19 protein-coding genes and 1 pseudogene are annotated in these 22,570 nt (G+C 72.1%); 3 read left to right on the top strand and 17 right to left on the bottom strand.

Going from position 1 to position 22,570, the window contains the following annotated elements:
* The first annotated feature begins 217 nt into the window (after nucleotides 1–217).
* Both ACIPAE_RS16740 and ACIPAE_RS16735 read left to right on the top strand, forming a co-directional pair.
* Complete coding sequence (locus ACIPAE_RS16740; protein ID WP_328461539.1) at nucleotides 218–1,072, top strand: peptidylprolyl isomerase; 855 nt, start codon at nucleotides 218–220, stop codon at nucleotides 1,070–1,072.
* Between the two features lie 217 nt (nucleotides 1,073–1,289).
* Nucleotides 1,290–2,519, top strand: a complete 1,230-nt coding sequence (locus ACIPAE_RS16735; RefSeq protein ID WP_329371584.1) for a DUF349 domain-containing protein — start codon at nucleotides 1,290–1,292, stop codon at nucleotides 2,517–2,519.
* A gap of 205 nt (nucleotides 2,520–2,724) precedes the next feature.
* On the opposite strand, the gene ACIPAE_RS16730 is transcribed toward ACIPAE_RS16735, so the two are convergent.
* The 17 genes and pseudogenes from ACIPAE_RS16730 to pgsA form a co-directional block, all read right to left on the bottom strand.
* Nucleotides 2,725–3,255, bottom strand: coding sequence for a hypothetical protein (locus ACIPAE_RS16730; protein ID WP_402445735.1), 531 nt, complete (start codon nucleotides 3,253–3,255; stop codon nucleotides 2,725–2,727).
* On the bottom strand, nucleotides 3,225–3,662 hold the full coding sequence (locus ACIPAE_RS16725; RefSeq protein WP_402445934.1) for a serine/threonine-protein kinase: 438 nt from the start codon (nucleotides 3,660–3,662) through the stop codon (nucleotides 3,225–3,227). The genes ACIPAE_RS16730 and ACIPAE_RS16725 overlap by 31 nt, the downstream gene beginning before the upstream one ends.
* 14 nt (nucleotides 3,663–3,676) lie before the next feature.
* Nucleotides 3,677–6,274 carry a RelA/SpoT family protein gene (locus ACIPAE_RS16720; protein WP_402445733.1) on the bottom strand — a complete coding sequence of 866 codons (2,598 nt, stop codon included), beginning with the start codon at nucleotides 6,272–6,274 and terminating at the stop codon, nucleotides 3,677–3,679.
* A 227-nt stretch (nucleotides 6,275–6,501) separates the two neighbouring features.
* Nucleotides 6,502–7,062, bottom strand: a complete 561-nt coding sequence (locus ACIPAE_RS16715; protein ID WP_329371576.1) for an adenine phosphoribosyltransferase — start codon at nucleotides 7,060–7,062, stop codon at nucleotides 6,502–6,504.
* 131 nt (nucleotides 7,063–7,193) lie between these two features.
* On the bottom strand, nucleotides 7,194–8,384 hold the full coding sequence (secF, locus tag ACIPAE_RS16710) for a protein translocase subunit SecF (protein ID WP_329371574.1): 1,191 nt from the start codon (nucleotides 8,382–8,384) through the stop codon (nucleotides 7,194–7,196).
* Nucleotides 8,384–10,165, bottom strand: a complete 1,782-nt coding sequence (gene secD / locus ACIPAE_RS16705) for a protein translocase subunit SecD (RefSeq protein WP_329371572.1) — start codon at nucleotides 10,163–10,165, stop codon at nucleotides 8,384–8,386. Before secD ends, secF begins: the two co-directional genes overlap by 1 nt.
* 76 nt (nucleotides 10,166–10,241) lie before the next feature.
* Complete coding sequence (gene yajC / locus ACIPAE_RS16700; protein WP_366410034.1) at nucleotides 10,242–10,745, bottom strand: preprotein translocase subunit YajC; 504 nt, start codon at nucleotides 10,743–10,745, stop codon at nucleotides 10,242–10,244.
* A gap of 164 nt (nucleotides 10,746–10,909) precedes the next feature.
* Nucleotides 10,910–11,989: a Holliday junction branch migration DNA helicase RuvB gene (ruvB, locus tag ACIPAE_RS16695; RefSeq protein ID WP_328461557.1), complete on the bottom strand. Its 1,080-nt coding sequence runs from the start codon at nucleotides 11,987–11,989 to the stop codon at nucleotides 10,910–10,912.
* Between the two features lie 188 nt (nucleotides 11,990–12,177).
* Nucleotides 12,178–12,795, bottom strand: a complete 618-nt coding sequence (ruvA, locus tag ACIPAE_RS16690; RefSeq protein ID WP_328461559.1) for a Holliday junction branch migration protein RuvA — start codon at nucleotides 12,793–12,795, stop codon at nucleotides 12,178–12,180.
* The gene (gene ruvC / locus ACIPAE_RS16685) at nucleotides 12,792–13,406 is read right to left on the bottom strand and encodes a crossover junction endodeoxyribonuclease RuvC (RefSeq protein WP_329371565.1); all 615 of its coding nucleotides are present in this window, start codon (nucleotides 13,404–13,406) and stop codon (nucleotides 12,792–12,794) included. The genes ruvA and ruvC overlap by 4 nt, the downstream gene beginning before the upstream one ends.
* Before the next feature lie 144 nt (nucleotides 13,407–13,550).
* A complete protein-coding gene (locus tag ACIPAE_RS16680; RefSeq protein ID WP_328461563.1) occupies nucleotides 13,551–14,303 on the bottom strand; it encodes a YebC/PmpR family DNA-binding transcriptional regulator in 753 nt (250 codons plus the stop codon).
* 79 nt (nucleotides 14,304–14,382) lie between these two features.
* Nucleotides 14,383–14,976: a pyridoxal 5'-phosphate synthase glutaminase subunit PdxT gene (gene pdxT, locus ACIPAE_RS16675; RefSeq protein ID WP_329371563.1), complete on the bottom strand. Its 594-nt coding sequence runs from the start codon at nucleotides 14,974–14,976 to the stop codon at nucleotides 14,383–14,385.
* Nucleotides 14,977–14,983: 7 nt separating this feature from the next.
* A complete protein-coding gene (gene pdxS, locus ACIPAE_RS16670) occupies nucleotides 14,984–15,928 on the bottom strand; it encodes a pyridoxal 5'-phosphate synthase lyase subunit PdxS (RefSeq protein ID WP_329371561.1) in 945 nt (314 codons plus the stop codon).
* A gap of 72 nt (nucleotides 15,929–16,000) precedes the next feature.
* On the bottom strand, nucleotides 16,001–16,552 hold the full coding sequence (locus ACIPAE_RS16665; RefSeq protein WP_328461569.1) for a hypothetical protein: 552 nt from the start codon (nucleotides 16,550–16,552) through the stop codon (nucleotides 16,001–16,003).
* Nucleotides 16,553–16,859: 307 nt separating this feature from the next.
* Complete coding sequence (locus ACIPAE_RS16660; protein WP_402445727.1) at nucleotides 16,860–17,981, bottom strand: glycosyltransferase family 4 protein; 1,122 nt, start codon at nucleotides 17,979–17,981, stop codon at nucleotides 16,860–16,862.
* A gap of 392 nt (nucleotides 17,982–18,373) precedes the next feature.
* A pseudogene (locus tag ACIPAE_RS16655) lies at nucleotides 18,374–19,270 on the bottom strand (phosphatidylinositol mannoside acyltransferase); the annotation flags it as partial.
* A complete protein-coding gene (pgsA, locus tag ACIPAE_RS16650) occupies nucleotides 19,267–19,935 on the bottom strand; it encodes a phosphatidylinositol phosphate synthase (protein WP_328461574.1) in 669 nt (222 codons plus the stop codon). The gene pgsA and the pseudogene ACIPAE_RS16655, both read right to left, overlap by 4 nt.
* Before the next feature lie 358 nt (nucleotides 19,936–20,293).
* Between pgsA and ACIPAE_RS16645 the strand changes: the two genes are divergently transcribed.
* The gene (locus tag ACIPAE_RS16645; protein ID WP_402445724.1) at nucleotides 20,294–22,537 is read left to right on the top strand and encodes an elongation factor G-like protein EF-G2; all 2,244 of its coding nucleotides are present in this window, start codon (nucleotides 20,294–20,296) and stop codon (nucleotides 22,535–22,537) included.
* The last annotated feature ends 33 nt before the right edge of the window (nucleotides 22,538–22,570 follow it).

Below are 22,570 nucleotides of genomic sequence, written 5' to 3'. Positions count from 1 at the left end.
AGCGGGGCGCGGCTGCGAACCAGTTGTCGGGCGGTGCGCGGACTGGACGGCAGGTGTGGCGTGACGCGAAGATCTGCGGCACGTACATTCGCATACGGCAGCTTCGGCACCGGCTGTGTCTCCTCGGATACAGCCGGCGCACAGGAAACATACAACGCAAAGCGTCGGTGCGCGGCACCTGGCGGACAACCGACACTCAGACGACGGAGACGGCGAAGTGACCACCAGAGATCAGCGGCGGCGGCAGCTCGCCCGGGACAAGTTCGCGCGCCAGCAGCAGCGCCGGGTGAGCGCACAGCGCAAGACGCGGGTGCGCAACTCGGTGATCGCCGTGGTGGTCGCCGTGGTGGTCGCCTCGCTCGGCGGGGCTTACGCGGCAGGCGCGTTCGACGGCAGCAGCAAGAAGAAGGACGACGCGGCCGCGACCAGCCCGACCCCGTCCGCGGCGCCGACCACCTCCGCGGCGCCCAAGGGACCGGACCCCTGCAAGAAGGCCGCGGCGGGCAAGCCCGGCACCAAGCAGTGGAAGAAGGAGCCGGCGATGTCCATCGACAAGTCCGCCGCCTACACCTTCGACCTCCAGACCACCTGCGGCGACATCTCGATGGCGCTGGAGACGGCCAAGGCCCCGCACACCGTCAACTCGTTCAAGTTCCTGGCCGACCAGGGCTTCTTCGACCACACCGTCTGCCACCGGCTGACCACCACCGGGATCTACGTCCTCCAGTGCGGCGACCCGACCGGCCAGGGCTCGGGCGGTCCGGGGTACACCATCCCCGACGAGAACCTGAAGGCGTTCGGCAAGGCCGACGCGACCTCCGGTTCGGTCACCTACCCGGCGGGCACCGTCGCGATGGCCAACACCGGCCAGGCGCACACCGGCGGCAGCCAGTTCTTCCTGGTCTACAAGGACAGCCCGCTGCCCCCGCAGTACACCCCGTTCGGCACGATCTCCAAGGCCGGCCTGAAGGTGCTCGACAAGATCGCCGCCGACGGCGAGAGCACCGGCCAGGGCGACGGCGCGCCGAACGCGACCGTGGTGATCAACAAGGCGACGGTGGAGAAGTCCTGACCCCCGGCCGGGCCGCGACCGCTACCTGACCATGATCGGACCGAGTCCTGATCGGTATCCGAATTCGCGATTGGGCGCGCATCGGATGCGGACAGCCGGGGCGCTGGTCGCCTATGTTGGCGTTGGGACCGGTCAGGGCGTGCGGCCCGGCCGGAGAGACACTGTGGACGATGCCCGCCGGCGGTGACGTAAGTGGGCATCACATGAGGGAGGCGCTGTGAGCAGCGACCCGTGGGGCCGCGTCGATGAGACGGGGACCGTGTACGTGCGTACGGCCGACGGTGAGAAGGAGGTCGGTTCGTGGCAGGCGGGCTCCCCTGACGAGGCGCTCGCCTACTACGAGCGCAAGTACGAGGGGCTCGTCGTGGAGATCGGCCTCCTCGAACGGCGGGTGCGGACCACCGATCTGGCGCCCAAGGAGGCGCTGGCCGCGATCGAGCACCTGCGTACCGCGGTGACCGAGGCGCATGCGGTCGGCGACCTGGCGGCGCTGGGCACCCGGCTGGACGCGCTGGTGGCGCTGGTGGACACCCGGCGCGAGGAGCGCAGGGCGGTCCGGGCGAAGCAGAGCGAGGAGGCGAAGACCGCCAAGGAGAAACTGGTCGCCGAGGCCGAGGAGTTGGCCGAGAGCGAGCAGTGGCGCACCGCGGGTGAGCGGCTGCGGGCTCTGGTGGACACCTGGAAGGGCCTGCCCCGACTGGACCGCAAGGCCGACGACGAGTTGTGGCACCGCTTCAGCCACGCCCGTTCGGTCTTCTCCAAGCGGCGCAAGGCGCACTTCGCGTCGCTGGACGCGCAGCGTGAGGAGGCCCGGCGGACCAAGGAGAAGCTGGTCACCGAGGCGCAGTCGCTGTCCGGTTCGACGGACTGGGGGCCCACCGCGGCCCGCTACCGCGAGTTGATGACGGAGTGGAAGGCGGCCGGCCGCGCCCAGCGCGAGGCCGAGGACGACCTGTGGAACCGGTTCCGCGGTGCGCAGGACGTCTTCTTCGCCGCCCGTTCCGAGGTGTTCGCCGAGCGGGACAGCGAGCAGCGGGACAACCTCGCCCGCAAGGAGGAGCTGGTCACCGAGGCGGAGAAGCTGCTGCCGGTGACCGATCTCAAGTCCGCGCGGGCGGCGTTCCGTTCGATCAACGAGCGGTGGGAGGCGATCGGCCATGTGCCGCGCGACGCCCGGCCGCGGATCGAGGGGCGCATGCACACCGTGGAGCGGGCGCTGCAGGACTCGGAGGAAGCCGAGTGGCGGCGCACCAACCCGGAGGTCCGGGCTCGTGCCGCCGGCCTGACCGGCCAACTCCAGGCCGCCGTGGAGAAGTTGCGCGGCCAGATCGACACGGCGCGCGCCGCGGGGAACTCCGCGAAGGCCGACAAGCTCCAAGCCGAGCTCGACGGCCGCCAGGCCCTCCTGGACGCGGCCCTGAAGGGCATGGGCGAGTTCGGGGGCTGACCCCGCCCGTTCGGGGGCTGACCCCCGCCCGCCGGTTCCCCGCGCCTCTGCTGGTGCGGCTCCTCCCGCGACAGGGGTGAGCCGCAAGCAGCAAGGGGCGCGGGGAACCGCGCGAGCGACCGTCCGCGAACCGCGAGGTCCGGGCACATCCGCAGCCAGGCAGCCCGCGCGGTCCCGTTGCCGCCTACCGCGGCCGGCCGGCGGGCTACCGCCCGCGTTCGCCGGGGCCGAGTTCGGTCAGGTCCAGGGCGTGCTTGAGCACCTCGCATGCCTGGATGTGGTTGCCGGACTCCTGGAGCAGGTCGGCGAGGCGCCGGCAGACCTGGACCGCCTCGGGCCCGAACGACTTGTGGGTCTCCATGAACGCCTGCTCCAGCACCTCGACGGCCTCCCGGCTCCGCCCGGTGTCGGCGAGCAGTTCCGCCAGTTCGAGCTGGACGGCGAAGTTGTTCGCCCCGGTGCCGGGCGCGCCTTCCTGCAACGCGAGCCGCAGCACCGGCAGCGCGTCCCTGCTGCGGCCCACGGACCGCAGCAGGCGGGCGAGGTTGAGCCCGGCGGCGAGCATGGCCGCCCGCACCTCCTCGCGCAGCACCGGTCCTGCGGGGACGGGTTCGGTCGCGGCGGCGCGGTTGCGGACCAGCGGCAGGCGGCCGGTGTTGTTCTCCTGGTGGCGCTGCGGACGCGGGCGGTTCTTGGCCCGCAGCCTCACGTCCAGCAGCTGGTAGATCGTCTCCACACCCCGACGTCCACGACCTGGAAGACGATGCCCGCGACCTCTTCCTCGTCGGTGAACGGCTCCCGCCCGGTGAGCATCGTGTACATGCAGGTGCCCAGCCCGTACAGGTCGGCGGTGGGCCGGGGCGAGGCGCCGCGCATGGTCTCCGGCGGCAGGTGCCGCGGGGTGCCCACGACGTCGCCGACCCCGGTGAGCGGGGTGTTGTCGAGGACCCGGGACAGCCCGAAGTCATGGAGCACGACCCGGCCGGACCGGGTGACCATCACATTCGACGGTTTGACGTCGCGGTGCACCACACCTGCCTCGTGGACCGCTTCGAGGCCCCTGCAGATGCTCACCGCGACGGTCTCCACCACCTCGACGGGCAGCGCCCCCTTGCGCTCGACGCACGATGAGGACGATCCTATGCCGCCGGGCGGGGCTACCGCTGCCGGCCGGAGGTCACCCGGTAGACGTCGTAGACGCCCTCGACACCGCGGACGGCCTTCAGGACGTGGCCGAGGTGCTTGGGGTCGCCCATCTCGAAGGTGAACCGGGAGATCGCCACCCGGTCGCGCGACGTCTGCACCGCCGCCGACAGGATGTTGACGTGCTGGTCGGACAGCACGCGTGTGACGTCGGAGAGCAGCCGGGCCCGGTCCAGCGCCTCGACCTGGATGGCGACCAGGAAGACCGAGGACTGGGTGGGCGCCCACTCGACGTCGATGATCCGCTCGGGCTGCTGGGAGAGCGAGTCGACGTTGACGCAGTCGGCGCGGTGCACCGAGACGCCGTTGCCCCGGGTGACGAAGCCGATGATCGGATCGCCCGGCACCGGGGTGCAGCAGCGGGAGAGCTTCACCCACACATCGCTCTCGCCCTTGACGATGACGCCCGGGTCGGCGTTCTTCCGCCGCTTGGTACGGCCCTGGGTGGGCGTGGTGATCTCGGCGATGTCCTCGGTGGCGCCGTCCTCCCCGCCGAGCGCGTCGACCAGCTTCTGCACCACGGACTGCGCGGTGATATGCCCCTCGCCGATCGCCGCGTACAGCGCGGAGATGTCGGGGTAGCGCATCTCGTGGGCGAGGGTGACCAGCGAGTCGCCGGTGAGCACCCGCTGGATCGGCAGGTTCTGCTTGCGCATCGCGCGGGCGATGGCTTCCTTGCCCTGCTCGACCGCCTCCTCGCGGCGCTCCTTGGAGAACCAGGCGCGGATCTTGTTGCGGGCCCGGGGCGACTTGACGAAGCCCAGCCAGTCCTGGGACGGCCCGGCGCCGGACGCCTTGGAGGTGAACACCTCCACGGTGTCGCCGTTGTCGAGGGTGGACTCCAGCGGCACCAGCCGCCCGTTGACGCGGGCACCGATGGTGCGGTGGCCGACCTCGGTGTGCACCGCGTAGGCGAAGTCGACCGGGGTGGCGCCGGCCGGCAGCGCTATCACGTCACCCTTGGGGGTGAAGACGAAGACCTCGCTCTGCGACAGGTCGAACCGCAGCGACTCCAGGAACTCGCCCGGGTCCTCGGTCTCCTTCTGCCAGTCGAGCAACTGGCGCAGCCACGCCATGTCGTTGACCGCGTCGTCCTTCTTGTCCGAACGCGGGCTGTCGGTACGCACCTTGGAGGCGCCGGCCACCGCTTCCTGCTTGTACTTCCAGTGCGCGGCGATGCCGTACTCGGCGCGGCGGTGCATGTCGAAGGTGCGGATCTGCAGCTCGACGGGCTTGCCGCTGGGGCCGATCACGGTGGTGTGCAGCGACTGGTACATGTTGAACTTCGGCATCGCGATGTAGTCCTTGAACCGGCCGGGGACCGGGTTCCATCGCGCGTGAATGGTGCCGAGTGCCGCGTAGCAGTCCCGGACGGTGTCGACCAGCACCCGGATGCCGACCAGGTCGTAGATCTCCGCGAAGTCCCGGCCGCGGACGATCATCTTCTGGTAGACGCTGTAGTAGTGCTTCGGGCGGCCGGTGACGGTGGCCTTGATCCGGGCCGCGCGCAGGTCCTGCTGGACCTGGTCGGTGACCACGGCGAGGTACTCGTCGCGCTTGGGGGCGCGCTCGGCGACGAGGCGGACGATCTCGTCGTACATCTTCGGGTAGAGGATCGCGAAGGCGAGGTCCTCCAGCTCCCACTTGATGGTGTTCATGCCCAGCCGGTGGGCGAGCGGGGCGTAGATCTCCAGCGTCTCGCGGGCCTTCTTCTCCTGCTTCTCCCGCTTCAGGTAGCGCATGGTGCGCATGTTGTGCAGCCGGTCGGCGAGCTTGATGACCAGGACCCGGGGGTCCTTGGCCATCGCGACGACCATCTTGCGGACCGTCTCGGCCTGCGCGGCCTCGCCGAACTTGACCTTGTCCAGCTTGGTGACGCCGTCGACGAGCAGGGCGACCCGGTCGCCGAAGTCGCGGCGCAGCTGCTCCAGGCCGTACTCGGTGTCCTCGACGGTGTCGTGCAGCAGCCCGGCCATCAAGGTGGCGGGGTCCATGCCCAGCTCGGCGAGGATGGTGGTGACCGCCAGCGGGTGGGTGATGTACGGGTCGCCGCTCTTGCGCTTCTGGCCGCGGTGCCAGCGCTCGGCGACCTGGTAGGCGGCCTCGATCTGCCGCAACTGCGCGCTGTCGCCCTTGGGGTCGTTGCCCCGCACGACCCGCAGCAGCGGTTCGAGCACCGGGTTGTACGCGCTGGAGCGCTGCACGCCGAGCCGGGCAAGCCGGGCGCGGACCCGGCTGGAGGACGGGCCGGGGCGGGTCGGCGCGACGCTGCCGGGGGTGCGGACCGGCCGGATGGCGGCCGGGGCGGGCTTGGGCGCGAGAGTGGCGCCGTCGCGCTCCCCGTCACGCTCCCCGTCGCTCTCCGGCTGCGCCGTCTCCGCCGTGGCGGGCGCGGACCGGGGCGCGGACGGAGGTGTGCCCGCGGACGAGGAGGCGGACGAGGACGCGGGCGCCGGCGTGACAGGCGCGGGCGTGCCCTCCCCGCCGTCGGCCGGACCCGTCCCCTGGGCGGTCCCGTCAGCGGCGTTGAGCGGCTGGGCCTGGTCTGGCAACGGCACTCCTCACGCGGTGGAAGTCCCATGGTAACGAGCGGCGGCGCCCGGCGGGCGGCCCGCCAGGGGCAAGGCGGCCCCGCCCGCGCTCCGCGGGCCCCGGAACGCGCGGAGCGCGGGCGTGCACCGCTGCGCGCCGGTGTACGCCCCCTGGGGCCGCCAGGGTGGCCCGGCCCGCCGCTCGGCGCCCCAGCGGCCCCAGCGGCCCCAGCGGCCCCGTTACGGGCTCAGACCACCACGAGCGCGTCGAGCGGCACGCCCTTCAGGGCCGGGGCGAGCCGCTCCCGGCCACCGAGCACGGCCAGCTCCAGCAGCACCGCCAGGCCGACGACGCTCGCGCCGGTGCGGCCGATCAGGTCGAGCGCGGCCTCGGCGGTGCCACCGGTGGCGAGCACGTCGTCGATCACGATCACCCGGTCGCCGGGCCCGAAGGCGTCGGCGTGCACCTCGATCTCGGCGGTGCCGTACTCCAGCGCGTAGCCCTGCGCGAGGGTCGGGCCGGGCAGCTTGCCCGCCTTGCGGACCGGTACGAAGCCGAGCCGGGCGCGGGCGGCGGCGGGCGCGGCCAGGATGAAGCCTCTGGCCTCCAGGCCGACGACCTTGGTGGCCGCGTGCCGGCTGCACAGCCCGGCGAGCGCGTCCACGAGGGCGTTGAACGCCACCGGGTCGGCGAGCAGCGGCGTGATGTCCTTGAACATCACCCCGGGCTGCGGATAGTCCGGCACGTCGCGAATCCGGGACAGCAGCAGGTCCCGCAGCTCGGAGGAGGCGGCTTCCGTCGTGGTCATGGTGCTTCTTTCGGTACGGGGTCCGGTACGAGGAGCGCGCGGGCCCGCCGTCCGGGCGCCGGGCGGTACGAGGACGTGAAAACGCCCGCCGCCGCCCGGTGAGGTGCTTCCGGGCGGCGGCGGGCGGCGGATCAGCGGCGCTTGCCGGAGGGGCGGTTGCGGCCGCGGGTGCCCCGGTTGGAGGGCTGGTTGCGGGTCGGGCGGGAGGCGGAGTCGCTGCCGCCGGTGCGCTGGGCGCCGGGGCCGACGACCGCGGGTGCGGCGCCGTCCTCGTCGTCCTCGGGCCGGTCGTCGCTGTCGTCGGGGTCGGCCGGGGACTCGCCGGCGGCGAGCCTGGCCTTCGCCTTCGCCGCCTCGGAGGCCCGCTTGGCGAGCACCCGCTTGCGCAGCGACTTCATCTGCGGCTCGTGCTCCTTCAGCTCCGCCACGATCGGGGTGGCGATGAAGATCGAGGAGTACGCACCGGCGGTGAGGCCGACGAACAGCGCGAGCGCGATGTCGTTGAGCATGCCGGCGCCGAGGATGCCGCCACCGATGAACAGCAGCGCGGCGACCGGGAGCAGCGCCACCACGGTGGTGTTGATCGACCGGACCAGGGTGCTGTTGAGGCTGCGGTTGGCGACCTCGCTGTAGGTGGCGGTGTTCTTCTTGGTGATGTCCTTGCTGGCTTCCTTCAGCCCGTCGAACACCACGACCGTGTCGTAGAGCGAGTAACCGAGGATGGTCAGCAGGCCGATCACCGTGCCGGGCGAGACCTCGAAGCCGACGATCGCGTAGACGCCGACGGTGATGGTGAGGTCGTGCAGCAGGGCGACGAGCGCAGCCACGGCCATCCGCCACTCGAAGGCGATGGCGAGGTAGATGACCACCAGCACCAGGAAGATGATCAGACCTTCGACTGCCTTGTGGGTGATCTCCTTGCCCCAGCTCGGGCCGACGATCTCCGCGTCGATCTTCGACGACGGGAGGTCGAGGTCCTTGGCGATCTCCTGCTGGACCTTCTTCGACTCGTCCGTGGAGAGTCCGGCGACCTGGATGCGCATGCTGCCGTTGCCGAGCTTCTGCACGGTGGCGTCGCGGCCGTCGGTGTCCCCGGAGATCTTGCTCTGCACGTCGGAGACGGACATGGACGTCTTCGGGGTGTTGAAGACCGCGCCGCCGGAGAAGTCGATGCTCTCCTTCAGGCCGTTCACCACCAGACCGACGATCGCGACGATCGTGACGATGATGGAGACCGTGTACCAGATCTTCCGCTTGCCGACGAAGTCGTAGCTGACCTCACCGCGGTGCAACCGGTGACCGAGGGTGCCGAGCTTGGACATCAGGCTTCCTTCGTCTCGGAGGACTGGCGGCGGATACGGCGCAGCGGCGGAGTGACGCCCAGGCTCTCCGCGTTGAGGCCGGACCACTTGTGGCCCTTGGCGTAGAAGGCCTTGCGGGCGAGGATCGTCATCAGCGGCTTGGTGAAGAGGAACACCACGGCGACGTCGAGCAGGGTGGTCAGGCCGAGGGTGAACGCGAAGCCCCGGACCTTGCCGACCGACACGACGTACAGCACGGCCGCGGCGAGGAAGGACACGAAGTCCGACACCAGGATGGTGCGCCGGGCGCGCGGCCAGCCGCGGGCCACCGCCGGTTGCAGCGACCTGCCGTCGCGTAGCTCGTCCCGGATTCTCTCGAAGAAGACGATGAACGAGTCCGCGGTGATACCGATGGCGACGATGGCGCCGCAGACTGCCGGCAGGTTCAGCGCGAATCCGACCGCCTCACCCAGCAGGCACATGATCGTGTAGGTGAGCCCGGCGGAGACCAGCAGGCTGAGCACGGCGACGAAGCTGAGGCCGCGGTAGTACGCCAGCAGGTAGAGCACCACGAGCGCCAGGCCGACGGCACCGGCGATCATGCCGCCGTGCAGCTGCTCGCCGCCGAGCGCGGCCGAGACGGTGGTCTTGTCGGAGATGTTGAAGGCCAGCGGCAGCGAGCCGTACTTCAGCACGTTCGCCAGGTCGGTGGCGGACTGCTGGGTGAAGTCACCGGAGATCTGGGCGGTGCCGCCGGACAGGGTCGTGGAGACCGAGGGGGCCGACACCACGTTGCCGTCGAGGTCGATGGCGAACTGGTTGTTCGGCGACTGCTGCGCGGACAGCGTCTTGGTGACGGAGGTGAACTGCGAGGAGCCCTTGCTGTCGAAGCTCAGGTTCACCACCCAGCCGTTGCCGCCCTGGGTGTCGAAGTTGGCGTTGGCGCTGGTGACGTGCTTGCCGTCGATCTCGGAGGGGCCGAGCAGGTACTTCACCCACTGCTTGCCCTCCTGGCCGCAGGCGACGACCGGGTCGGTGCCCTTGGTGCCCTCGGCCGCCTTGGCCCGCTCGGCCGCCTTCGTGCAGTCGATGGCCGCGTACTTGGCCTGGAGAGCGGCCGGCACGCCTGACGTCGGGTCGCTGGTCGCGCCGCTGGTGTCGGTCGGGTCCGGCGAGGCGGTGCTCGGCGTCGTCGCGGTCGGCTTCGGGGTGGGGGCCTTGTCCGTGCTCGACTTCAGGGCGTCGGTGACCGCGCGGCCCTGGCTGCTGGTGGACGACGGGCTCGCGGTGGACTTCGACGAGCTCGACGGCGTCGTGCTCGACTTCGGGGTGGCGGAGCCGGACGACTTCGGGGTGGCGCTGCCGGAGGGAGTCGGCGTCGTCGTCGGCGTGGGGGCGCCGGCGCCGTCGGCGAGGACCGGCCGGAAGTAGAGCTGAGCGGTGGTGCCCACCTGCTGCTCGGCCTGGTCGGCGTTGGTGCTCTTGGGGATGTCGACGATGATGTTGTCGCTCCCCTGGGTCTGCACCTCCGCCTCGGAGACGCCCAGGCCGTTGACGCGGTTGTTGATGATGTTGACCGCGGTGTTCATGTTCGCCTTGGAGACGGCCTTGCCCTGGTCGGGCTTGGCGGTCAGCGTGATCTCCACGCCGCCGGCGAGGTCGATGCCGAGCCGCGGGGTCTTGTGGCCGGAGAGGAAGATCCCTCCGGTCAGCGCCACCAGAGCGACGAGGATCACGGCCAGAGCGCGCCCGGGGTATCCCTGGCTCCCCGAGGACCTGCGGCCCTTCTTGGCTGCTGCCACCTTGTTGTCTCTCCCTGTCCTACCGCCCCCGGGCATGCGTGCCCAGGGGTGGCCACGAGTGGATGAAGCCGGACGCTTACTTGGAGGCGGAGCCGTTCTGCTCCTTGGCGGCGTCGTCCTTGGCGGCGGAGCCGTCCTGCTCCGCGTCCGCGTCGGACTTGTCGAGGCTGATGGGCTCCTCGTCGCCGTCGGCCGCCTTGTCCGCGTCCGTCACACCATCGGCCGATGCGGCGTCCCCCGCGGCCGCGTCGGCGCCGTCCTCGGCCTCCCCGTCGAGCCCGGCGGGCTCCTCGGGCTCGATGCCGTGCACGATCCGGTTGAACTCCTCCTCGGAGAGCACCGTGCCGATGGCGGACTTGGTGAAGTGGGCGTGAACACCGTCCGTGATCTCCAGGAGGACGGTCTCGTCGTTCACCTCCTTCACCACGGCGTACATGCCACCGATGGTGCGCACGCCGGTGCCGGGCTCCATCTTGTTGCGCATCTCCAACGCCTGGCGCTGCTTGGTCTTCTGCGACCGGGTCATCATGAACATGACGCCGACGATCAGGATCAGGGGGAGGAGAATTCCGATGCTCACGGTGTGGACATTCCTTCGCACGGCCAACGTGGGGGATGGCCTGGATTTCGGGATGTGGGTGCCGATCCAGAGGAAGGGCGTCGGCGGAGTCTAAGCGCTGGCTCGCCGATGGAACAACGCCCAGCATTGCATGGGGGTTCCTAATCGGAAGAGTCTAACCGAGGTCAGGTTCCGAACAGGCCGGTCTGTCCGGTTCCGCCCTGACTCGTCCCACCGCCCTGCTGGGGCGGTACGAGGCCCAGGTGGGACCAGGCCGCGGGGGTCGCCACCCGGCCCCTGGGGGTCCTTGCGAGCAGCCCTTCCCGCACCAGGAACGGCTCCGCGACCTCCTCGACGGTCTCCCGCTCCTCCCCCACCGCGACGGCGAGCGTGGACAGGCCGACCGGGCCGCCCCCGAAGAGCTTCAGCAGCGCGTGCAGGACCGCCCGGTCCAGCCGGTCCAGGCCGCGGGCGTCGACTTCGTAGACCTCCAGGGCCTGGGCGGCGATCTCGCGGTCGACCGCGCCGTCGGCCCGCACCTGGGCGTAGTCCCGCACCCGGCGCAGCAGCCGGTTGGCGATTCGCGGGGTGCCGCGGGAGCGGCCGGCGATCTCGGCGGCGCCGTCGGTGTCGATCCTCACGTCCAGCAGCCCGGCCGAGCGGTGGATCACCCGCTCCAGCTCGGCGGGGGCGTAGAACTCCATGTGACCGGTGAAACCGAACCGGTCGCGCAGCGGTGGCGGCAGCAGCCCGGCCCTGGTGGTGGCGCCGACCAGGGTGAAGGGCGGCAGCTCCAGCGGGATCGCGGTCGCGCCCGGGCCCTTGCCGACGATCACGTCGACCCGGAAGTCCTCCATCGCCATGTAGAGCATCTCCTCGGCCGGCCGGGACATCCGGTGGATCTCGTCGAGGAAGAGCACCTCACCCTCGGTGAGCGAGGAGAGGATCGCGGCGAGGTCGCCGGCGTGCTGGATGGCCGGGCCCGAGGTGATCCGGATCGGCGCGGACATCTCGGCCGCGATGATCATCGACAGGGTGGTCTTGCCGAGCCCGGGGGCCCCCGAGAGCAGGACGTGGTCGGCGGTGGCGCCCCGCTGGCGGGCGGCCTTGAGCACCAGGTCGAGCTGCTGGCGCACCCGCTCCTGCCCGATGAACTCGTCCAGCTCCTTGGGCCGCAGCGCCGCCTCGACCGCCTGGTCCTCACGGTCGGCGGCCGACCCGACCAGCCGGTCGGGCGTATCGGCGGGGGCGTCGTCCCAGTTCATGGCAGGTCTCTCGGGTCGGGCGGGCGGAGGTCGGACACGGTCGGGCGGATGGTTCCGGATGAACGGCTTTCGATGAACGGCTTTCGGTGAACGGCTCCGGGTGGACGGGGAACCGGTCGGCGGTGCGGGCTGGTGCGGAGGGTACGGGGTGCGCGGACGGTATCGGCTGACGCGGCGGCGGTACGGCGTCAGCGGGCGCGGTTGAGGGTCTGCAGGGCCGCGCGCAGCAGGGTGCCGACATGGGGCTCGGCGGCGGCCTCGGCCTGCGGGGTGACCGCCGCGACCGCCTCCTCCGCCTCGCGCGGCGCGTAGCCGAGCCCGACGAGCGCGGCCAGCAGCTGCTCGGACCAGGACGGCGGCACCGCGGCGCCGGCACCGCGGCCGGCTGCGGTGCCGGTGCCCAGCGGCGCCCCCAGCCGGTCCTTCAGCTCCAGCAGCAGCCGCTGGGCGCCCTTCTTGCCGATCCCGGGCACCGCGGTGAGGGCTTTCTCGTCGCCGGCCGCGACAGCGGCGCGCAGGGCGTCGGGGGCGTGCACGGCGAGCATCGTCTGGGCCAGCCGCGGGCCGACCCCGCTGACGGTCTGGAGCAGCTCGAAGACCTGCCGCTCGTCGTCGTCGGCGAAGCCGTAGAGGGTGAGGGAGTCCTCCCGGACCACCAGGGAGGTGGCCAGCCGGGCGGGCTCGCCCAGCCGCAGGGCGGCCAGGGTGCCGGGTGCGCACTGCACGGCCATGCCGATCCCGCCGACCTCGATGACCGCGGTGTCCGGGGCGAGCGCGGCCACCGGGCCGCTGACGAAGGCGATCACGGGGTGGGCTCCTGAGTGGGTACGGGCGGCCGGTCGGGGGTACGGCGGGCGGTGCCGCGGTGGGTGGCGGCGGCGCGCTGGGCGGCGGCCGCCTGCTGGAGGCGGTTGCCGGCGACGGCCTGCTGGAGGCGGTTGGTGGCCGGGGAACGCCAGATGTGGCAGATGGCCAGCGCCAGCGCGTCGGCGGCGTCGGCGGGCTTGGGCGGGGCGTCCAGCCGCAGCAGCCTGGTCACCATGGCGCCGACCTGGTCCTTCCCGGCCCGGCCGCTGCCGGTGACGGCCGCCTTGACCTCGCTGGGAGTGTGCAAGTGCACCGGCAGGCCGCGCCGGGACGCGCACAGGATGGCGACCGCGCTGGCCTGGGCGGTGCCCATCACGGTGCGGACGTTGTGCTGGCTGAAGACGCGCTCGACGGCCACGGCCTCGGGGCGGTGCTCGTCCAGCCACGCTTCCAGGCCCCGCTCGATCAGCACCAGCCGGTGGCCGATGTCCGCGTCGGCGGGCGTGCGGATCACCCCGACGCCGGCCATCGTCAGTGCCCGGCCGGGCACGCCGTCGACCACGCCGACACCGCACCGGGTCAGCCCCGGGTCCACGCCGAGCACCCGCATGCCGCCCCCTTCCCGCGCGCGTCCACCGCCGTCGGCGCCACTCGCCAACCTGTTCGTGCAGGTTATCGGTTGGCACCGACAAACAGCGGAGGGGCCGACGGGGTGTGTCCCGTCGGCCCCTCCTGACCGTCCGTCAGCGGCGGCTCAGGCGTCGACCTTCTCCATGACCTCGTCGGAGACGTCGAAGTTGGCGAAGACGTTCTGCACGTCGTCGCTGTCCTCCAGCGCGTCGATCAGCTTGAAGATCCTGCGGGCCCCGTCCTCGTCCAACTCGACCTGCATGGTGGGCAGGAAGTTGGCGTCGGCGGAGTCGTAGTCGATACCGGCCTCCTGGAGGGCCTTGCGCACCGGCACCAGGTCGGTGGCCTCGCTGATCACCTCGTAGGACTCGCCGAGGTCGTTGACCTCCTCGGCGCCGGCGTCCAGGACCGCGCCCAGGACGTCGTCCTCGCCCAGCTCGCCCTTGGGGACGATCACCACGCCCTTGCGGTTGAACAGGTACGACACCGAGCCCGGGTCGGCCATCGAGCCGCCGTTGCGGGTCATCGCCACGCGCACGTCGGAGGCGGCGCGGTTGCGGTTGTCGGTCAGGCACTCGATGAGGACGGCGACGCCGTTCGGCCCGTAGCCCTCGTACATGATCGTCTGGTAGTCCGCGCCGCCGGCCTCCAGGCCCGCGCCGCGCTTCACCGCGCTGTCGATGTTCTTGTTCGGGACCGAGCTCTTCTTGGCCTTCTGGATGGCGTCGAAGAGGGTCGGGTTGCCGTCCGGGTCAGCGCCGCCGGTGCGCGCCGCGACCTCGATGTTCTTGATCAGCTTCGCGAAGAGCTTGCCGCGCTTGGCATCGATCACGGCCTTCTTGTGCTTCGTCGTAGCCCATTTAGAGTGGCCGGACATCCGACAGTCTCCTTCGCGTCACCAGTGCTGTTCTTCGTCGCGTGTTCTTCGTCGCGCGCTCGATCCTACCGGGATACGGTCAGCTCCCCGCGCGCACGGCGGACACGAAGAGTTCATGCACCCGGTGGTCACCGGTCAGCTCCGGGTGGAACGACGTGGCCAGCACGTTTCCCTGCCGTACGGCGACGATGTGGCCGTCGTACTCGGCGAGTACCTCGGTGTTCGCGCCGACCGACTCCACCCACGGCGCGCGGATGAAGACACCCTCGACCGGGCCGCCGGGCACACCCCGCACGTCGACGAACGCCTCGAAGGACTCGTTCTGCCGGCCGAAGGCGTTGCGGCGCACGATCATGTCGATACCGCCGAACGTCTCCTGCCCCGAGCGGGGGTCGAGGATCTTGTCGGCGAGCATGATCAGGCCGGCGCAGGTGCCGTAGACCGGCAGCCCGGCACGGATCGCGGCGCGCAGCGGCCCGGTCAGCCCGAACAGCGCGGCGAGCTTGGAGATGGTGGTGGACTCGCCGCCGGGTATCACCAGCCCGTCCAGAGCGGCCAGTTCCTCGGGGCGCCGGACGGCCGTGGCCGCGGCGTCCGCCGCGGCCAGGGCTGCCAGGTGCTCCCGGACGTCGCCCTGAAGGGCCAGGACGCCGATGGTGGGAGAACTCGTCATCGTCGCCTTACCAGCCGCGGTTCGCGTAGTGCTCGGACTCCGGCAGGGTGTCGATGTTGATGCCGACCATGGCCTCGCCGAGGTTGCGGGAGGCGTCCGCGATGACCTTCGGGTCGTCGAAGAAGGTGGTGGCGCGGACGATGGCCGCGGCGCGCTTGGCGGGGTCGCCGGACTTGAAGATGCCCGAGCCGACGAAGACGCCTTCGGCACCGAGCTGGCGCATCAGCGCGGCGTCGGCGGGGGTGGCCACACCGCCGGCGGAGAAGAGCACCACCGGCAGCTTGCCGAGTTCGGCGACCTCGCGGACCAGCTCGTACGGGGCGCGCAGTTCCTTGGCGGCGGCGAACAGCTCGTTGTTGTCCAGGCCGCGCAGCCGGGAGATCTCGCCCTTGATCTGCCGCAGGTGGCGGACCGCCTCGACCACGTTGCCGGTGCCGGCCTCGCCCTTGGAACGGATCATCGCGGCGCCCTCGGCGATCCGCCGCAGCGCCTCGCCCAGGTTGGTGGCACCGCACACGAACGGGGTGGTGAAGGCCCACTTGTCGGAGTGGTTGACCTCGTCGGCCGGGGTCAGCACCTCGGACTCGTCGATGTAGTCCACGCCGAGCGCCTGGAGCACCTGGGCCTCGACGAAGTGCCCGATCCGGGACTTGGCCATCACCGGGATGGACACGGCGCCGATGATGCCGTCGATCATGTCCGGGTCCGACATGCGGGCCACGCCGCCGTCCTTGCGGATGTCGGCGGGCACCCGCTCCAGCGCCATCACGGCGACGGCGCCGGCGTCCTCGGCGATCTTCGCCTGCTCGGGGGTGACGACGTCCATGATCACGCCGCCCTTGAGCTGCTCGGCCATGCCGCGCTTGACGCGGGCGGTGCCGGTCTCGGGGGACGGGGAAGCGGACGGGGAAGCGGTGGACACAGTGACCTCACTCCTGGCGACGGATGTCATTGGCTCCATCGTCCGGCGGCGCCCGGACCACCGGAAAGGGCCAATTCGGCGCAGGTGGCTCCCCCGACACGCCTACGAGGTGGTGGCGCCCCCCTCGGCGGTCAGCACCGCCGGCGGCTCGTCGTCCATCTCGAAGGCGAGCGGGAACGGGGCGTGGCCGGCCAGTCGCAGCCAGCGCACCACCCGGTGCCGGCGGACCGCCCGCGCGGCGCGCACCGCGTCGTTGTGGAACCGCCGGGCCATCGGCACCCGGCGCACCGCCCGGGTCAGCTCGCCGACCGCCTCCGTCCCGCCGGGCGCCGCCCCGATCTCCGCGACCGCGTCGGGCTCGGCGAACACCACGCGCAGCGCCTGGCTCAACTCGCTCTCGGCCACCTCGCGTTGGTCCGGCTCGGCCTGCCGGGCCGCGTGCGCGGCCTCGTACAGCACGATGGACGCGGCCGGGTCCAGTACGCCCGAGGTCGCCAACTCCTGCGCGACCGAGGCGCGGCGCAGCAGTTGCGCGTCCAGCGCGGCGCGCGCCGCGTCGATCCGCGCGTGGAGGCGGTCCAGGCGGCCCGCGGTCCAGCTCAGGTAGAGCCCGAGCACGATCAGTGCGGCTACGACGCAAATCAGGGTGGTCACCGCGGCACCCTATTCCCCCGGGGTGGTCGGTTCCGTCGGTTCCGGGACCTCGCGCCCGGTGGGTGGCCGGGGTACCTCCCAGGCGAAGCTCTGGGGGAAGCGCAGTTCCCCGCGCCCCTGATGCGTACGTGCGGCTCGCCGCCTGCTTGCCCCGGGGGCCCGGGCACATCAAGGGAGCGTGAGGGGGCCCTCCCCTTGGCTCCGCCGGGGGCACCTCCACCCAGGCGAGGATCTGGGGGAGAACCGCGCGACCGGCCCACCACCGACAGGTGGTCCCCGAACCGGCAGAACGCACCCCCCCGGAGGGTCAGGGCGCCGGCCGAACCGCTTCCGCACCCACGGTCACCGTCTCGTAGACCGACAAGATCTCCGCGGCGACCACGGCCCAGTCGAAGCGCCGTACATGCGCGGACGCGCGGGTACGGAGCCGCTCGCGGCCCTCCGCGTCCCCGAGCATCCGCACGGCGGCCGCCGCGAGCGCGTCGGCGTCCCCGTTGGGGAACAACTCCCCCGCGCTGCCCTGCGCCAGCACCTGCGCGAACGCGTCGAGGTCGGCGGCGAGCACGACCGCCCCCGCGGACATCGCCTCCACCAGGATGATCCCGAAACTCTCTCCGCCGAGGTTGGGCGCGACGTAGAGGTCGACGCTGCGCAGCAGCCGCGCCTTGTCCTCGTCGCTGACCATCCCCAGGAACTCGACCCGGTCGTGGAGTTCGGCCGGGAGCGGTTCCAGCGCCTCCCGCTGGTCGCCGCGCCCGGCGACGAGCAGCCGGGCACCGGGCCGCTCCCGGAGGATGCCGGGCAGCGCCCGCATCAGGACCTGCAGCCCCTTGCGGGGCTCGTCGATGCGCCCGATGAACCCGATCGTGTCGCCCTGCCACTCGGGCCGCGGCTGCGCGCGCGCGAAGAACCCGACGTCCACGCCGTTGGGGATGACGACCGCGTCGCCGCCGAGGTGTTCGACCAGGGTGCGCCGAGCGTACTCGCTGACCGCGATCCGCGCGCTGATCTTCTCCAGCGCGGGCTGGAGGATCGGGTAGGCCGCGATCATGGCGCGCGAGCGGGGGTTGGAGGTGTGGAAGGTCGCCACGATCGGGCCGCGGGCCGCCCAGCAGGCGAGCAACCCGAGCGACGGGGAGGTCGGTTCGTGGATGTGGATGACGTCGAACCCGCCGTCGTGCAGCCAGCGGCGCACCCGCGCGGCCGACAGGAAGCCGAAGTTCAGCCGTGCCACGGAGCCGTTGTACGGCACGGGCACCGCGCGGCCGGCGGAGACCGCGTACGGCGGCAGCGGCGTCTCGTCGTCGGCCGGGGCCAGCACGGACACGTGATGGCCGAGGGCGATCAGATGCTCCGCCAGATCGCGGATGTGGTACTGGACGCCGCCGGGGACGTCCCAGGAGTACGGGCAGACGATCCCGATCCTCAAGTTCTCTCCGTCCCGGGGCGCTCGGTGGGCGCGGTGGATTCGGTGGGCGCGGTGGATGCGGCGGACCGCGACCCGTCGTCCGGCGCGGAGACGTCACCCGACGCGGGTGCGTCGGTCGAAGCGGGTGCGCTCGTCGCACCGGACTCGCCACCCGACGCGGGTACGTCACTCGACGCGGACTCGCCACTCGAAGCAGGTGCGTCACCCGACGCGGCTACGTCCGTCGCACCGGACTCACCACCCGAAGCAGGTGCGTCACCCGACGCGGCTACGTCCGTCGCCGCCGGCTCGTCACTCGACGCGGGTAGGTCGGCCCGCGCCGGCGCGCCGGCGGATTCCGGCGCCTCCGCCGAGGGGGACGCCTCCCCCGGCCCCGCGGGTTGCCCCGCGTCGGCCGGCGCCCGCTGCGGCAGGTCGCTCAGCCAGAGCCGTTGCAGCATGTGCCAGTCCTGCGGGTGCTCGGCGATCCCGGCCTCGTACACGTTCGCCAGCACCTGCGTCATCACCGCCGTGCGGCTCGCGCGGTCGCCCTCGGCCGGGACCTCGACCGGGGGGTGCACCATGCCCTGCATGACGGGCGAGTCGTCGTACCAGAGGGTGACCGGCAGCAGCAGCGCGCCGGTCTGCTGGGCGAGCATCGCCGGGCCCGCGGGCATCCGGGTCTTCTCGCCGAAGAAGTCGACCTCGACGCCGCTCCTGGACAGGTCGCGGTCCGCGACCAGGCAGACCAGGCCGCCCGCGCGCAGCCGCCGCGCGAGGGTGCCGAAGGCGGCGCCGCCGGTGTGCGGCAGGACCTCCATGCCGAGGCTCTCGCGGTAGGCGACGAACCGGTCGTAGAGAGTCTCCGGCTTCAGCCGCTCGGCGACGGTCGCGAACGGCGTCTCCAGCTTGGTGGTGACCCACGCCCCGGCCAGGTCGTAGTTGCCCATGTGCGGCAGCGCGAGGATGACCCCGCGGCCCGCGGCGAGCCCGTCGGTGAGCCAGTGCACGTCCTGCGGGGCGAAGCCGCCGCGGATACGGTCCTTGCTCCAGGCCGGCAGCCGGAAGGACTCCATCCAGTACCGCAGGTAGGAGCGCATGCCCTGCCGGGACAGCTCGCGCAACCGGTCGGGCCCCGCGCCGGGCACCACGCGCGAAAGGTTCGCCTCCAGCCGCTGGACGCCCTTGCCGCGCTGCCGCCAGGCGGCGTCGGCGATGGTCCGGCCGAGCGCCCTGGCCGCCGGTTCCGGCAGCGTCTTCACCGCGCTCCAACCGAGCCCGTACAGGCCGTCGGTGAGGCGTTCCTTCACACGCCGCTCCCCTGGCCGACCGCCTGCTCGGCGGCCTCGGCCTCGGCAGCTTCCCGGCGCACCGTGACGACCCGCTGGATCAGCGTGATGAGGCTGCCGACGGCGACCACCCACAGGGCGATCGGCAGCAGCCACTGGATGCCGGGGACGCCGAAGGTGCGGTGGAAGCCGGCGAGGCCGCACAGCACCAGCGTGATGACCAGCCGCTCGGAGCGCTCGACCAGGCCGTTGACCGCGACCTTGAGGCCGATCGCCTCGCCGCGCGCCTTGGTGTACGAGACCACCTGCCCGCTGGCGAGGCAGAAGATGGTGACCGCGCACAGCACGAGGTTGTCACCGCCGCCGGCGTACCAGAGCGCGAGGCCGCCGAAGACGGCGCCGTCGGCGACGCGGTCGAGGGTGGAGTCCAGGAACGCGCCCCAGCGGCTGGAGCGGCCGGCCTGCCGGGCCATGTTGCCGTCGACCAGGTCCGAGAAGACGAACAGGGTGATGACGACGGTGCCCCAGAAGAACTCGCCCCGGGGGTAGAAGGCCAGTGCGCCGGCGACGACACCCGCGGTGCCGATCAGGGTCACCGTGTCCGGTGACACCCCCTTGCGCAGGAGGAATCCGGCGAACGGCGTGAGAACACGCGTGAAAAACGCACGCGCGTACTTGTTCAGCATGGCCTTCCCGACAGGTCGGTGGAGTTCGGAGCAGGGGTGTACGAAGCGGCCGAACACGGCGGCCGGTGCGGCCGCCGGATGCCCCATCGTAGTCAGACCCGGATGTGGGTGCCCCTGACCCTCCAGGGTGGTGTGTTCCGCCGGCTCGGGGACCACCTGCCGGTGGGTGGTTCTCGCGCGGTTCTCCCCCGGAGCTTCCCCTGGGGGTGCCCCCACGCGCTCCTGGTGGTGCGCGGCTCCGTCCGTGCTTGCCCGGGAGTACCCGCGGCACCCCTCAAGGGTCCCGGCGCCCGATTTGGGCGTACCGTCGAAGGGAACCTGTACGCACCCGCGGAGTGACCCCCGGGAGGCGGGAAACATGAGTGGTGGCGGTAGGAAGGACGCGGTTCCAGGGGCCGCCGGAGGCGTATCCGCGGCGGCTCCCCCCGGGAGTCGCCCCGAGGCGGTGCGCAACGTGGTGCTGGTCGGCCACAGCGGCGCGGGCAAGACCACGCTGGTGGAGGCGCTGGCGCAGGCCACCGGGGCGGTGGGCCGGGCCGGACGGGTGGAGGACGGCGGTTCGCTGTCGGACCACGACGAGATCGAGCAGCGCCAGCAGCGCTCGGTGCAGTTGTCCCTGGTGCCGGTGGAATGGGGCGGAATCCGGGTCAACGTGCTGGACACCCCCGGATACGCCGATTTCGTCGGGGAGTTGAGGGCCGGTCTGCGAGCAGCGGACGCGGCCCTCTTCGTCGTCTCGGCCGCGCAGGACGGCGAGGGCATCGGCGGCGCGACCCGGATGGTGTGGGACGAGTGCGCCGCGGTCGGCATGCCGCGGGCCGTGGTGGTCACGCACCTGGAGTCCGCGCGGGCCGGCTTCGAGGAGACCGCCGCGCAGTGCGCGAGCGAGCTCGGCGGCGACGACCCGGACGCGGTGCTGCCGCTGTACCTGCCGGTGCACGGCCCGGCGGGACCCGACGGCCACGCCCCGGTCACCGGCCTGGTCGGGCTGCTCACCGGCCGGGTCTACGACTACTCCACCGGTGAGCGGGTGGAGGCCGACCCCGACGCCGAGCTGGCCCCGCGGCTCGCCGAAGCCCGCAACCGGCTGATCGAGGGGATCATCGCCGAGAGCGAGGACGAGACGCTGATGGACCGCTACCTCGGCGGCGAGTCGATCGACGTCGGGACCCTCGTCACCGACCTGGAGCGGGCCGTGGCCCGCGGCACCTTCCACCCGGTGCTGGCCGCCGCCCCCGCCGCCGAGGGCTCCCGCCAGGGCCTGGGCACCGTGGAACTCCTCGAACTGGTCACCGGCGGCTTCCCCACCCCGCTGGAGCGCGCCGCCCCGCCGGTCACCGACCCCGACGGCCGCCCCCGCCCGCCGCTGGCCTGCGACCCGGACGGCCCGCTGGCCGCCGAGGTGGTCAAGACCACCTCCGACCCCTACGTCGGCCGGCTCAGCCTGGTACGGGTCTTCTCCGGCACGCTGCGGCCCGACGAGACGGTGCACGTGTCCGGGCACGGCATGGAGGACCGCGGGCACGAGGACCACGACGTGGACGAGCGGGTCGGCGCGCTGTCGTCGCCGTTCGGCAAGCAGCAGCGCCCGGTGCCGTCCGCGTCCGCCGGCGACCTGGTGTGCGTGGCGAAACTGACCCGCGCCGAGACCGGTGACACCCTCTCCGACCAGGACCACCCGCTGCTGATGGCGCCGTGGCGGATGCCCGACCCGCTGCTGCCGATCGCGATCGAGGCGCACAGCAACGCCGACGAGGACAAGCTCTCCCAGGGCCTGGCCCGGCTGGTCGCCGAGGACCCCACCATGCGGCTGGAACAGAACCCCGACACCCACCAGGTGGTGCTGTGGTGCATGGGCGAGGCGCACGCCGACGTGGCGCTGGAGCGGCTGCGCGGCCGCTACGGGGTGCAGGTCGACGCGGTCGCGCACAAGGTGCCGCTGCGCGAGACGTTCGGGCAGCCCGCGACCGCCCGCGGCCGGCACGTCAAACAGTCCGGCGGGCACGGGCAGTTCGCGATCTGCGAGATCGAGGTGGAGCCGCTGCCGGTGGGCTCGGGCATCGAGTTCGTCGACAAGGTGATCGGCGGGGCGGTGCCGCGCCAGTTCATCCCGTCGGTGGAGAAGGGCATCCGCGCCCAGGCCGCCCGCGGGGTCGCGCTCGGCTTCCCGGTGGTCGACATCCGGGTCACGCTCTCCGACGGCAAGGCGCACTCGGTGGACTCCTCCGACGCCGCCTTCCAGACCGCGGGCGCGCTGGCGCTGCGGGAGGCCGCCGCCGAGTGCCCGATCCACCTGCTCGAACCCGTGGACGAGGTCGGGGTGTTGGTGCCGGACGCCTACGTCGGCCCGGTGATGAGCGACCTGTCCAGCCGGCGGGGCCGCGTCCTGGGCTCCGAACCGGCGGGCGAGGGCCGCTCGATGGTGCGGGCCGAGGTGCCCGAGATCGAGATCGGCCGGTACGCCATCGACCTGCGCTCCCTGTCGCACGGCACCGGCCGGTTCAGCCGCCACTACGCCCGTCACGAGCCGATGCCGGCGCAACTCGCCGCGAAAATGCATTACTTGGAAGAGGCGGAACAGCAGACGGCGCGCGCCAGGTGACGCCGCGCCGGTAATGTGGAAAGTGCTCCGAAC

This window comes from Streptomyces sp. NPDC087270 (assembly GCF_044744625.1).
Lineage (GTDB): Bacteria > Actinomycetota > Actinomycetes > Streptomycetales > Streptomycetaceae > Actinacidiphila.
Note: the sequence above shows the minus strand (reverse complement) of the source record. Positions and strands in the feature narration are given on the sequence as shown.